This is a genomic window from Pseudomonas maumuensis (assembly GCF_019139675.1).
GTDB classification, from domain to species: domain Bacteria; phylum Pseudomonadota; class Gammaproteobacteria; order Pseudomonadales; family Pseudomonadaceae; genus Aquipseudomonas; species Aquipseudomonas maumuensis.
Map to the genome: position 1 here is coordinate 5,679,882 of NZ_CP077077.1, position 12,931 is coordinate 5,692,812.

At 64.0% G+C, this 12,931-nt stretch carries 9 protein-coding genes; 5 read left to right on the forward strand and 4 right to left on the reverse strand.

All coding sequences use genetic code 11. The annotated features are described in order from the left end of the window. Positions 1 to 82 precede the first annotated feature (82 nt). Positions 83 to 949 carry a transcriptional regulator HexR gene (hexR, locus tag KSS90_RS25210; RefSeq protein WP_023630201.1) on the reverse strand — a complete coding sequence of 289 codons (867 nt, stop codon included), beginning with the start codon at positions 947 to 949 and terminating at the stop codon, positions 83 to 85. A gap of 103 nt (positions 950 to 1,052) precedes the next feature. Between hexR and zwf the strand changes: the two genes are divergently transcribed. Beyond that, positions 1,053 to 2,495 (forward strand): glucose-6-phosphate dehydrogenase, encoded by a 1,443-nt coding sequence (zwf, locus tag KSS90_RS25215; RefSeq protein ID WP_217867708.1) that lies wholly within the window; start codon positions 1,053 to 1,055, stop codon positions 2,493 to 2,495. Here zwf and KSS90_RS25220 read toward each other — a convergent pair. Further along, on the reverse strand, positions 2,492 to 5,368 hold the full coding sequence (locus KSS90_RS25220; protein WP_217867709.1) for a GGDEF domain-containing phosphodiesterase: 2,877 nt from the start codon (positions 5,366 to 5,368) through the stop codon (positions 2,492 to 2,494). The genes zwf and KSS90_RS25220 overlap by 4 nt on opposite strands. 238 nt (positions 5,369 to 5,606) lie before the next feature. On the opposite strand from KSS90_RS25220, the gene uvrD reads away from it, so the two are divergent. The 3 genes from uvrD to KSS90_RS25235 all read left to right on the forward strand — a co-directional run bounded on the left by uvrD (position 5,607) and on the right by KSS90_RS25235 (position 9,321). Beyond that, on the forward strand, positions 5,607 to 7,790 hold the full coding sequence (uvrD, locus tag KSS90_RS25225; protein WP_217867710.1) for a DNA helicase II: 2,184 nt from the start codon (positions 5,607 to 5,609) through the stop codon (positions 7,788 to 7,790). 161 nt (positions 7,791 to 7,951) lie between these two features. Beyond that, positions 7,952 to 8,800: a Tim44 domain-containing protein gene (locus KSS90_RS25230; protein WP_217867711.1), complete on the forward strand. Its 849-nt coding sequence runs from the start codon at positions 7,952 to 7,954 to the stop codon at positions 8,798 to 8,800. Between the two features lie 113 nt (positions 8,801 to 8,913). Then, a complete protein-coding gene (locus KSS90_RS25235; RefSeq protein ID WP_217867712.1) occupies positions 8,914 to 9,321 on the forward strand; it encodes an SMI1/KNR4 family protein in 408 nt (135 codons plus the stop codon). A gap of 143 nt (positions 9,322 to 9,464) precedes the next feature. On the opposite strand, the gene KSS90_RS25240 is transcribed toward KSS90_RS25235, so the two are convergent. Beyond that, entirely contained in the window at positions 9,465 to 11,225 is a 1,761-nt protein-coding gene (locus tag KSS90_RS25240; protein ID WP_217867713.1) for a cation:proton antiporter, read from the reverse strand. A gap of 326 nt (positions 11,226 to 11,551) precedes the next feature. On the opposite strand from KSS90_RS25240, the gene KSS90_RS25245 reads away from it, so the two are divergent. Further along, entirely contained in the window at positions 11,552 to 12,037 is a 486-nt protein-coding gene (locus tag KSS90_RS25245; RefSeq protein ID WP_217867714.1) for an acyl-CoA thioesterase, read from the forward strand. On the opposite strand, the gene pdxY is transcribed toward KSS90_RS25245, so the two are convergent. After that, positions 12,034 to 12,906: a pyridoxal kinase PdxY gene (gene pdxY / locus KSS90_RS25250; RefSeq protein ID WP_217867715.1), complete on the reverse strand. Its 873-nt coding sequence runs from the start codon at positions 12,904 to 12,906 to the stop codon at positions 12,034 to 12,036. The two genes, KSS90_RS25245 and pdxY, sit on opposite strands and share 4 nt — an antisense overlap. Positions 12,907 to 12,931: the final 25 nt, after the last annotated feature.

Below are 12,931 nucleotides of genomic sequence, written 5' to 3' on the forward strand. Positions count from 1 at the left end.
CTGGCTTCGGTGGTTTACGCTTTGGCGGTGGTTCGGTGACAGAATCGTGAATTTTCGCTACCCGCGGTACAGGCAACCACTATCAGTCGTCGGTGGCCTTGATCGACTTAGGTGACAGGCGCAGGCTGCGCAAGCTGCGCTTCACGCTCTTCAAATGGTTGACCAGGCTCGGCCCGCGGGCCATGGCCACACCCATGGCCAGCACGTCGATCACCACCAGGTGGGCGATGCGCGAGGTCAGCGGCGTGTAGATTTCGGTGTCCTCATGCACGTCGATGGCCAGGTTGACCGTCGACAGCTCGGCCAGCGGCGTCTGGCTCGGGCACAGGGTGATCAGGTTGGCACCGCTCTCGCGCACCAGGTTGGCGGTGATCAGCAGGTCCTTCGAGCGCCCCGACTGGGAAATGCACACCGCCACATCGCCCGGCTTGAGCGTGACAGCCGACATCGCCTGCATGTGCGGATCGGAATAGGCCGCAGCGCTGAGCAGCAGGCGGAAGAACTTGTGCTGCGCATCCGCCGCGACCGCGCCCGAGGCACCAAAACCATAGAACTCCACGCGCTGGGCCTGGGCCATGGCCGTCACCGCCTGCTGCAAGGCTTGCGGATCGAGGTGCTCGCGCACTTCCATCAAGGTATGCAGGGTGGTGTCGAAGATCTTCAGGCTGTAGTCGGCGACCGAGTCGTCTTCATGGATGGCGAACTGACCGAAGCTGGCACCGGCAGCCAGGCTTTGCGCCAGCTTGAGCTTGAGATCCTGGAAGCCCGAGCAACCGATCGCCCGGCAGAAGCGCACGATGGTCGGTTCGCTGATCCCCACGCTGTGCGCCAGGTCGGCCATCGAGCTGTGCATGACGGCAGCCGGATCGAGCAGCACATGGTCAGCCACTTTGAGTTCCGATTTGCGCAGCAGGTGCCGCGATTGGTCGATATGTTGCAACAGATTCACGGGCTGGACTCGGTTATGATCGGCGTGCCGGGATGTAGCTTTCTTGTAGTTATACTACATGCTTGCCAACCCGCCCAGCTAAACGAACGTGGAGAGTGGTGGTTTGACGATTCCTTGCGACATCCTGGTCTTCGGCGGCACGGGCGACCTGGCCCTGCACAAACTGCTCCCGGCGCTCTACCACCTGTATCGCGAAGCCCGCCTGCACACGGCCGTGCGAATTATCGCCCTGGCCCGACGCAACCTGCCACGCAACGACTACGTCAAGCTTGCCGAGCGCCATTGCCGAGCGCAGGTCGCCCGCCAGGACTTCGACGAAGACGTCTGGCAGCGCTTTTCGGCGCGGCTCGACTACTTCCCCATGGACGCGGCGCAGAGCGCCGACTTCGGCCGCCTGGCCCGTTACCTGGGCGAGCCCGGCGGCCTGACGCGGATCTTCTACCTGGCCACCGCGCCCAAGCTGTTCGTGCCGATTGCCACTCACCTGCGCATCGCCGGCCTGGCCGACAGCGAAGCGCGCATCGTGCTGGAAAAACCCATCGGCCACTCGCTGGAGTCGGCCACCGCGATCAACGAAGCGATCGGCGCGGTGTTCGACGAATCCCAGGTCTTTCGCATCGACCACTACCTGGGCAAGGAAACCGTGCAGAACCTCATGGCCCTGCGTTTTGCCAACGCCTTGCTCGAGCCGGTGTGGCGCAACGGTCAGGTCGACCATGTGCAGATCAGCGTCTGTGAAACCCTCGGTGTGGAAAACCGTGGCGCCTACTACGACCGCGCCGGCGCCACCCGCGACATGCTGCAGAACCACCTGCTGCAACTGCTCTGCCTGGTGGCCATGGAGCCCCCCTCGCAGTTCGAGGCCGAGGCGGTGCGCGACGAGAAGGTGAAGATCCTCCGCGCCCTCAAGCCCATCACCGGCCAGGACGTGCAGGACAAGACCGTGCGCGGCCAGTACGGCGCCGGCAAGATCGGCGGCCAGGAAGTGCCGGCCTACTATTTCGAGAAGGACGTGGACAACGACAGCGACACCGAAACCTTCGTCGCCGTCCAGGCGCACATCGACAACTGGCGCTGGGCCGGCGTGCCGTTCTACCTGCGTACCGGCAAGCGCATGGCGCGGCGCTCGTCGCAGATCGTCATCCAGTTCAAACCCGTGCCGCACGAGCTGTTCAGCGGCGGCCAGGTCAACCAGTTGCTGATCCAGCTACAACCGGACGAGCACATCAGCCTGCGCATGATGACCAAGAGCCCGGGCAAGGGCATGCGCCTGGCGCCGGTCGAGCTGGACCTCAACCTGGCCCAGGCCTTCGCCCAGACCCGCCGCTGGGAGGCCTACGAACGGCTGCTGCTGGATGTACTCGAAGGCGATTCGACGCTGTTCATGCGCCGCGACGAGGTCGAGGCCGCGTGGGCCTGGATCGACCCGATCCTGCAGGGCTGGGAGGAGCACTTCCAGGCGCCACGCCCTTACCCCGCCGGCAGCAATGGCCCGGAACAGGCCAACAGCCTGCTGGCGCGCCAGGGCCAGGCCTGGCACGCCTAGCGCAACAGGTCGGCGGTCGAACGCCCTAGCAGCGCCTTGAACGACGCGGCATCGACCGGCCGGCTGATCAGGTAGCCCTGCACCTCGTCACAGCCGTGCTCGCGCAGGAACTGCAGTTGCTCGCGGGTCTCTACCCCTTCGGCCACCACCTTCAATTGCAGACTCTGCGCCATGGCGATGATCGCCCGGGTGATGGCCGCGTCCTGCGTCCCTTCGAGCAGTCCGCGGATGAACGCCTGGTCGATCTTCACGTAGTCGACCGGAAAACGCTTGAGGTAGCTCAGCGACGAGTAGCCGGTGCCAAAATCGTCGATGGCCAGTTTCACCCCCAACGCGTGCAACTGCTCGAAGGTGGCGATGATGTGCTCGACGCTGTCCAACAGTTGGCTTTCGGTAAGCTCCAGTTCCAGCAGGTACGGCGCCAGGCCGGACTCCTGCAGGACCTGGCGCACCAGGCTGACCAGCTTGCCCTGGCGCAGTTGGTACACCGACAGGTTGACCGATACCCGCACCTCCAGGCCCTGGCGCAGCCACTCGCAGGCTTGCCAGCAGGCCTGGCGCAGGACGAATTCGCCCATGGGCGCGATCAACCCGGTCTCCTCCGCCAGGCCGATGAACTCGCTGGGTGGCACCATGCCCCACTGAGGATGCTGCCAACGTACCAAGGCCTCTGCCGCGTGCAGTTGGCCAGTGCGCAGGCACAGCTTGGGCTGGTAGTAGACCAGCAGCTGACCTTCGTCGATGGCCTTGCGCAGCTGGTTCTCCAGCTGCAGGCGCTCCAGGGTGCTGGCGCGCAAGCTCTCGGTATAGAACTGGAAGCTGTCGCCGCCCAGATGCTTGGCGTGCTGCTTGGCCATGTCGGCCTGGCTGACCAGAGCATTGAGGTCCTGGCTGGCGTCGGACAGCAGGCTTATGCCCACCGAGGCGCTGATCACCACCTCATGGCCGCCCACGCGCTGGGGCACGCGCAGTTTGTCCAACAGCCGGGTGGTGACGCGCACCAGGCTGGACAGGTTGGTGTAACCATCGAACAGCACGGCGAACTCGTCGCCTGACAAGCGCGCCACGGTATCGGCTTCGGGCACCGCGTTGGCCAGGCGCTGGGCCATCTTCTTCAGCAATTGGTCGGCCAGCTCATGACCCAGGCTCTCATTGAGCAGCTTGAAGCGGTCCAGGTCGACATGCAGCAGCGCCAGACTGCGGCCATTGAGGCGCATGCGCTGCGCCGCCTCGTGCAGGCGCAGGCGGAACAACGCACGGTTGGCCAGCCCGGTGAGATCGTCGTAGTGCGCCAGGTAGCGCAGGCGCTCCTCGGATTCGCGACGCGCCGACAGGTCGGTGAAGAAGCCGACGATATTGACGATGCGCCCCCGCACATCGCTCACGCTGTTGAGCTGCAACCATTGGGGGTAGAGTTCGCCGCTCTTGCGCGCCTCGACCAGTTCTCCCTGCCAGCGGCCCTGCTGATCCAGCGCCTGGTCGATGGCCTGGCTGTGGCGCCGGGCGTCGCGGCTGCAGGGCAGCTCCAGGGCGTTGCGGCCGATCAGCTCGGCGCGGCCGTAGCCGGTGACATCGCAGAAAGCCTGGTTGACCGCCAGCAGTTGGAAGTCGGCATCGAGAATGGCGATCCCCTCGCTGGCTGCCTCGAACACCGTCGCCGCTAGACGCTGCTGTTCCTCCTGTTCCTTCTGCGCGGTGATGTCACGGCGGGTACCCAGCATGCGCAGGACCTTGCCCTGGGCATCGGACTCCACTGCCCGCCCCCGGTCCTCGATCCAGCACCAGTGGCCCTGGGCATGGCGCACCCGGTACTCGACGCGGTAGTCCTCGGTGCGCCCCTTGAGGTGCTCGACCAGCGTGCGCCGCAGCACCGGCAAATCATCGGGGTGCAGCCGCGGCTTGAGGTCGGCGCGCACCGAGCGGACCTGCTCGGCGTCGAGGCCGAACAGGGCATGCAGTTGCGTGTGATGGACCTCGTCGGTGTCCAGATTCCAGTCCCACAACCCCAACTCGCTCGCCTGCAAGGCCAGGGCCAGGCGCTGTTCGCTCTTGCTCAGGGCCCGGTTGGCCAGGTCCAGCTCATGGCTGCGTTCGACCACGCGCTGCTCAAGGCCGGCATGGGCGTGGCGCAGGTCGTCCTCGGCCTGACGGCGCTGGGCGATCTCGGCGCTCAGCTTACGATTCAGGCCTTCGCCATGGCGCTGTGCGCTTTGCAAATGCTCGATCAGTGCCTGGTTCTGGAAGCGGCGCAGCAAGCCACGCTCGATCAGGCGATTGACCTGCCAGGCCACCACCATCAACGCCATCAGCAGAATCAACCCCAACCATCCCCAGCCACGCTGGTGCCCAGCGTCATAGACGAAGAGAAACGCGATCGGCGGCAGCAGGCACGGTACCGCGAAGCTGAGGAACGCCGGCAAGCTGACTGCATAAGCGACACTGGCCGACAACGCCGCCGCCCCGAGCAGGCCGAACACCCAGGCCTGCTGCACGAAGTTGTCGGCCGGCGCCAGGGCGATCACCGCACTGGCCAGGGTCAGGCCGCTGAACGCCGAACCGAGCAGGAACATCCGGCGCCAGGCCGGCTTTGCCTGGCGAGCCGGTGTCGCCGCGTCGAAGGCCGCCACCTGGATCACCCGCAGCACCACCAGCGCCAGCAGCCAGGCCATCCATACGCCGACCAGCAGGTAGCGGCCAGGGCTCCACAGCAACCAGGCGCTGAGCAAGCCGTTGAGCAGCATGAACAATGTCGGCAGCAGGGAGCCCTGGTACAGCAGGCGAGTCCGCTCGATCGACAGCTGGGTGGCGAATTGCCTGCGAACGCTCCGTGTCGTCTCCGGCGATGCTCCGATCGCCATGCAATCCTGGGTCATATGGCTGAATTCTTTTGAGTTCTTGTTATGGCTGACCACAAATGTGCAGGGAGAATACACAAGCGTGGCGCCAGACCAAACTGCCCTACGTCATGATTTGGAAAATGTCTCGTCCGTCCAGGTCTGACCGCTCAACCACGGGGCGCTGCCAGCAGCGCCGATGAACGGTAGATGGCCTGTGCGGTGATTTGCAGCGCGGGCGTTTGCCCCTGCCTGCGCGCGGCCATAGAATGCCCGCATGCATAATGACGACCTCTCCCTCCTGCTGAACTCCCTCAACGACGCCCAGCGCCAGGCCGTGGCGGCCTCCGTCGGGCGCCAACTGGTGCTGGCCGGCGCCGGCTCGGGCAAGACCCGCGTGCTGGTGCATCGTATCGCCTGGCTGATCCAGGTCGAACAGGCCTCGCCGCACTCGATCCTGTCGGTGACTTTCACCAACAAGGCTGCGGCGGAAATGCGCCAGCGTATCGAGCAGCTGCTGGGCATCAACCCGGCCGGCATGTGGGTCGGTACGTTCCACGGCCTGGCCCACCGCCTGTTGCGGGCGCACTGGCAGGAGGCAGGGCTGGCGCAGAACTTCCAGATCCTCGACAGCGACGACCAGCAACGCCTGGTCAAGCGGGTGATCCGCGAAATGGGCCTGGACGAGCAGAAATGGCCGGCACGCCAAGTCCAGTGGTTCATCAACGGCCAGAAGGACGAGGGCCTGCGCCCACGGCATATCCAGGCCAGCGGCGACCTGTTCCTGGCCACCATGCGCGACATCTATGTCGCCTATGAACAGGCTTGCGACCGCGCCGGGGTCATCGACTTCTCCGAGCTGCTGCTGCGCGCCCTCGACCTGTGGCGCGACCACCCGGACCTGCTCAAGCATTACCAGCGCCGCTTCCGCCACCTGCTGGTGGACGAGTTCCAGGACACCAACGCCGTGCAGTACGCCTGGCTGCGCCTATTGGCCTCCGGTGGCGACAGCCTGATGGCGGTGGGTGACGACGATCAGTCGATCTACGGCTGGCGCGGCGCCAAGATCGAGAACATCCACCAGTACACCGCCGACTTCCCCGACGCCGAGCTGATCCGCCTGGAGCAGAACTACCGCTCCACCGGCGGCATCCTCAAGGCGGCCAACGCGCTGATCGCCAACAACAGCGGGCGCCTGGGCAAGGAACTGTGGACCGACATGGGCGAGGGCGAACCGCTCACGCTCTATGCGGCGTACAACGAGCACGACGAAGCGCGCTACGTGGTCGAGACCATCGAAAGCCTCATCAAGCAGGGCAGCGCTCGCGACGAGATCGCCATCCTCTACCGCTCCAACGCCCAGTCGCGGGTACTGGAAGAGGCCCTGCTGCGCGAACGCATTCCCTACCGCATCTATGGTGGCCAGCGCTTCTTCGAACGCGCCGAGATCAAGAACGCCATGGCCTACTTGCGCCTGCTCGAAGGCCGCGGCAACGACGCGGCGCTGGAGCGGGTGATCAACGTGCCGCCACGCGGCATCGGCGAGAAGACCGTCGAGGCCATCCGCGAACACGCCCGTCACAGCCAGCTGTCGATGTGGGACGCCATGTGCCAGCTGCTGGCCGCCAAGGCCCTCAAGGGCCGCGCCGCCAGTGCGCTGGGTGCCTTCATCGAGCTGCTCGAGAACCTCGCCGCCAAGGTGCTGGACATGCCGCTGCACCTGATGACCCAGACCGTCATCGAACAGTCCGGCCTGATCATCTACCACCAGGAAGAAAAGGGCGAGAAAGGCCAGGCCCGGGTGGAAAACCTTGAGGAACTGGTCAGCGCGGCGCGCAACTTCGAGACCAGCGACGACGACGCCGACCTGTCGCCACTGTCGGCGTTCCTCGGCCATGCCTCGCTGGAGGCCGGCGACACCCAGGCCGACGAGCACGAGGACAGCATCCAGCTGATGACCCTGCACAGCGCCAAGGGCCTGGAGTTCCCCTACGTGTTCCTGGTGGGCATGGAGGAAGGCCTGTTCCCGCACAAGATGAGCCTCGAAGAACCCGGCCGCCTCGAAGAAGAACGGCGCCTGGCCTACGTGGGCATCACCCGGGCGATGCGCCAGCTGGTCATGACCTATGCCGAGACCCGACGCCTGTATGGCAGCGAAACCTACAACAAGGTGTCGCGCTTCGTACGTGAGATTCCGGCCGGGCTGGTGCAGGAAGTACGCCTGTCGAACACCGTCAGCCGCCCTTTCGGCGGTGCGAAGACGCCCGCGAGCAGCCTGTTTGCCAACGCCAGCATCCCGCAGACCGCCTTCAGCCTTGGCCAGCGGGTGCAGCACGCGGTGTTCGGCGAAGGCGTGATCCTCAACTTCGAGGGTTCCGGAGCACAGGCGCGGGTGCAGGTGAACTTCTCCGAGGGCAGCAAGTGGCTGATGCTTGGCTACGCCAAGCTGGAAGCCATCTGAGCCCAATCGCGGGGCTTGCCCCGCGATGATTTTTCAGACGACGGCCGTCAACAATTCAGACTTATAGGCAAAAGCTCGAAACATGTTGTCACTGGCTATGTCTGTTGGTTCATGTGCAACATGGCGCGCGTGCAATCCACAAAAACGGGAACCCCCAACTTATGCAACGTTTTCTTAGCATCGCTCTGGCGCTCTGCGTCGGCCTGACGCTGAGCCTCGACGCCAACGCCAAGCGCTTCGGTGGCGGCAAGAGCTCGGGCTCCGCGCCTATCCACCAGACCCGCCAGGCAACCCCGGCCACCCCTGCTGCCGCCCCTACCGCGCCAGGCCGCGCACCCGCTGCCGCCAGCGGCGCCTCGCGCTGGCTGGGCCCATTGGCCGGCCTCGCCGCCGGTGGCCTGCTGGCCTCCATGTTCATGGGCGACGGCTTCGATGGCATGCAGATCCTCGATTTCCTGATCATGGGCCTGATCGCCTTCCTGGTCTTCCGCTTCATCGCCGCGCGCCGCCGCCAGCAGCAGCCGCAACACGCTGCAGCCGGCCATGCCCCGTACCAGCGTGAAGCCCAGCCGCAGGCCGCTCCGCAGTCGATCTTCGGCGGTTCCGCCGCACCGGTTGCCGCGCCTGCGATCAACGCCCCGGCCTGGTTCAACGAATCCAGCTTCCTGGCCGCCGCCCGTTCGCACTTCCAGTCGCTGCAGCAGCACTGGGACGCCAACGAGATGGACAAGATCGCCGAGTTCGTCACCCCGCAAATGCTCGAGTTCCTCAAGCGTGAGCGCGCAGAACAGGGTGAAGGCTTCCAGTCCACCTACATCGACGACCTCGATGTGCAACTGGACGGCGTCGACGAGCGCACCGAACAGACCGACGCCACCCTGACCTTCCGTGGCGTGTCGAAGACCTCGCGCTTCGACCAGGGCGAAGCGTTCAGCGAAAGCTGGCACATGGTTCGCGCCCATGGCGAAAACCAGCCTTGGCTGCTCGCCGGTATCCGCCAAAACGGCTAACCGTCGCACGTTGCAGAAAAAACCCCGGGCCTGTCCCGGGGTTTTTGCTTTTGCCAGAGCGGCCTACTAGGGTATAACGCGCAGCGTTGTCATAAGGTCAGAGGATGTGAACCGTGGAAGAAGTGATCGAACAACTCCGTGAAGCCAACGAGCCGGTACCGGTGCGGCTGGAACTGCCGGACGAGGATCAGCTGGTCGAAATCGAGGAAGAGCTGTTCATCAACATTCCGTTCGTGTTCAAGGAGTACCTGCTGACTGTCAGCGACGTGGTGTACGGCAGCCTCGAGCCGGTGACTGTGACCGATCCGCAATCGCACACCTACCTGCCGGAAGTGGCAGCCAATGCCTGGGACGCCGGCGTGCCCCGTGATCTCATTCCCATCTGCCAGGACGGTGACGACTACTACTGCGTCGAAGAGGACGGCACCGTGGTGCTGTGGTCCGGTGAAGAGGAAATCGTCACCGAGGAAAGCTGGGAGTCGGTCTGGCACTGGGCGCGGGATGTCTGGCTGGAAAGCTGAATGAGAAATACCCGCATAAAATGATGGCTTATAGCTACCAATCACTCGTAGAATCGCCAGGCTCTCTGCGCCTGGCGACACTGCTACCGCTCCATCCCCTCGGACGACGGTGAAATCTTGCGCAGAAAGCGTTAACCGCCCCCTCAGTGCGAATGATCGCGGCTGTTCTCCAGTGTCTCCAGCAACGCCACCTGCATTCGCGTATGCACACGGATCAGCCAGCGCCACAGCAGCGCCACCACCACCGCCGCCACTACCGCGATGATCAGCAGCAGTTCGCTGGTCGGCAGAATGCTCGCCGACAAGGCGGACAGCAGCAGGAAGATCACCAGCAGTGACAGTAGCGGAATCACCTCGGCGATCACCCGTCTTACACGCTGGGTATGTCGCCCCGCCATCTCCGGCTTGACGCCCATCTCCGCCAGCAACATCGACAGCGCCTTGAGCTTGCGGTACGCGGCAATCAGGAACGGCAGCGACAGCAGTAATGCCGCGCCCCAGATCAGCGCCTTCTGCTGACCGGCGTCCGTCACCCATTCGCTGAGCCAGACGCCGATACGCCCGGCGAAATAGCCGCCACTGAAGAAGATCGCAATCACCAGCGCCAGGTTGACCCCGACCTGCAACAGGATGCGCCGGATCATCGCCGCCAGCATGGCCCCCTCGCCCTGGGGCTGGATGCTGCGCAACCACTCGCCGTACAGCGAAAGCACCCGTGCCAGACGGCTTGGCACCACCTTGCCCAGCTTGATCGACAACGGGTCGGCAGCGCGGATCAGGTAGGGTGTGAGCAAGGTGGTGATAGCCGAGACGGCCACCGCGACCGGGTAGAGGAAGTCGCTGGTAACCTGCAGGGTCATGCCCAGTGCAGCGATGATGAAGGAGAATTCGCCGATCTGCGAAAGCCCCATCCCCACACGCAGCGAAGTGCGCCCGTCATTGCCGGCAATGAATGCCCCCATGCCGCAGGAAAGCATCTTGCCCAACACCACCGCCAGGGTGATGACCACGATCGGCCAAGCGTATTCGAGCAGGATAGAAGGATCGATCATCAGACCGATGGCCACGAAGAAGATGGCACTGAACAAGTCGCGCACCGGCTCGATCAGGCGCTCGATCTTCAGCAGCTCGCGCGACTCGGCCATGATTGCGCCGATCAGGAAGGCACCCAGCACCATGCTGTACTCGAGCTTGACCACCAGCAGGCAGAAGCCGAAACACAGGCCCAGCACGGTAATCAGCAGCATCTCGTTGCTTTCGAATTTCGCCACGTAGGCCAACAGCCGCGGCACCAACAGGATGCCGATGACCAGCGCGACGATCATGAACAGCGACAACTTGCCCACCGTCGAGAACACTTCGCCGGAGCTCACCGTGCCGCTGACGGCGATCCCCGACAGCAGTGCGATGATGCCGATGCCGAGGATATCCTCGACGATCAGAACGCCGAAGATCAGCTGGGCGAAACGCTCGTTCTTCATCTTCAGGTCGTTGAGTGCCTTGACGATGATGGTGGTCGAGGAGATCGCCAGGATCGCTCCGAGGAACAGCGAATCCATGGTGGTCCAGCCGAACCAGCGACCGATCTCGAAACCGATCCAGATCATCAGGACGATTTCCAGGAAGGCAGCGATGAACGCCGTGGCGCCGACCTTGAACAGCTTGCGCAGGCTGAACTCCAGGCCCAGGCAGAACATCAGGAAGATCACTCCCAGTTCGGCCAGGGTCTTGATGGTGTCTTCGTCGTGGATCAGCCCGAACGGCGGCGTGTGCGGCCCAATGATGAAGCCGGCGACGATGTAGCCCAGCACCACGGGCTGCTTGAGGCGATGAAAGAGAATGGTGACCACCCCGGCAACCAGCATGATCACCGCCAGATCCTGGATGAAGCTGATGGCATGCATGGCGTGTTACTCCTTGTTTTCGATGCTGGGGGCGAACCGCTCCTCTGCCGGGAAGACCCTGGGCGCGGAGCAGGCACATACTGTTGTGATTGACGCGAAAGCCCACGTTGCATGGGCGTCGTCAGGTTAACATCGCGCCTTGGCGCAAATTGCCAATGCAATATGCAGAAACAGATCGGCAGATTCGCCACCGCCGATGGCAATATTGGCGTGACGATGGAGCGTCAGCCGACGTCCCGTACCAGGATGGGAAACCTCAACGAGGGGAAACAGAAGTGTCTGCAGATACCCGCCCCGATACCGTGCAAATTCACCGTGAGCTCTCTATGGAACCTGGAAACGCCCAGCTGACCATGACCGTCCTGATGACACCGGACATGGCCAACTTCTCTGGCAACGTACACGGCGGCACGCTGCTCAAGTACCTCGACGAAGTCGCCTATGCCTGCGCCAGCCGCTATGCCGGCACCTATGTGGTGACCCTGTCGGTGGACCAGGTGATCTTCCGCGAACCTGTGCATGTCGGCGAACTGGTGACCTTCCTGGCCTCGGTCAACTACACCGGCAATACCTCGATGGAGGTGGGCATCAAGGTTGTCACCGAGAATATCCGCGAGCGTTCGGTACGCCACTCCAACAGCTGCTTCTTCACCATGGTGGCTGTCGACGATGACCGCCGCCCGGTGAAGGTGCCACCGCGCCAGCCACAGAGCAGCGAAGAGAAGCGCCGCTTCCTGCAGGGCCAGCAGCGTCGGCAGATCCGCCAGGAGCTGGAGCAGCGCTACCAGAACCTCAAGGCCGACGCCATCTAGTACAACAGACGCTGCGCCTCGAAACGCACCCGCGGATGGGCGATACGATCCTGGGCCCGCACCAGCTGCAGTTCATAGCTGGCGCCGGCCTGGGTTTCCAGCAGAACCTCATGCACCGCGGCGGCGGTGAACTCGAAGGCTTGCAGCCAGTTGTCGCCAAGCAGCACCCGGGCGAGGAACAACCCTGACGTCAGGTCGCCCACCCCTACCGGCTGACGCGGGAACGCCAGCAACGGCCGACGCAGGTGCCAGCTGGCTTCGCGGGTCACCAGGAGCATCTCGAAGGCATCGTCCGCGCGCTGTGGATAATTCAGGTGCTTGACCAGCACCACCTGCGGCCCACGCTCCAGCAACCCGCGCGCCATGCCCACGCAATCCTCCAGCGACTGCGCGCGGCGGCCACAGAAGCTGTCCAGCTCGAGCTGGTTGGGGCACAGGATATCGGCCTTGGCCACGGCCTGCTCGAGCAGGAACTCACTGACCTCGGCCGGCACGATGCAACCTTTCTCGGCATGGCCCATGACCGGGTCGCACAGGTACAAGGCCCTGGGATTGACCGCCTTGATCCGCTCGACGCCAGCCAGGATCGCCCGCCCCTGTTCGGCACTGCCCAGATAGCCCGACAGCACCGCATCGCAGTGCCCCAGTTCGCCGATATTGGAAATGCCTTCCACCAACGCAGGAATTTGCGCTGGCGCAAGCACTTCCCCTGCCCACTGACCATACTGAGTGTGGTTGGAGAACTGCACCGTGTTGAGCGGCCAGACGTTGACCCCGACCCGCTGCATGGGAAACACCGCGGCGCTGTTGCCGGCGTGTCCAAAGACCACGTGGGACTGAATGGCGAGCAGGTGCGGTGTACGTTTCATGCGGGACGATTCCGAAACTGTGTGA

What these genes read in the sequence shown, in the direction of transcription:
- KSS90_RS25220 (WP_217867709.1), bottom strand. Translation starts at nt 5,368, where the DNA reads ATGACCCAGGATTGCATGGCGATCGGAGCATCGCCGGAGACGACACGG.
- uvrD (WP_217867710.1), top strand. Translation starts at nt 5,607, where the DNA reads ATGCATAATGACGACCTCTCCCTCCTGCTGAACTCCCTCAACGACGCC.
- KSS90_RS25230 (WP_217867711.1), top strand. Translation starts at nt 7,952, where the DNA reads ATGCAACGTTTTCTTAGCATCGCTCTGGCGCTCTGCGTCGGCCTGACG.
- KSS90_RS25240 (WP_217867713.1), bottom strand. Translation starts at nt 11,225, where the DNA reads ATGCATGCCATCAGCTTCATCCAGGATCTGGCGGTGATCATGCTGGTT.
- KSS90_RS25245 (WP_217867714.1), top strand. Translation starts at nt 11,552, where the DNA reads ATGGAACCTGGAAACGCCCAGCTGACCATGACCGTCCTGATGACACCG.
- pdxY (WP_217867715.1), bottom strand. Translation starts at nt 12,906, where the DNA reads ATGAAACGTACACCGCACCTGCTCGCCATTCAGTCCCACGTGGTCTTT.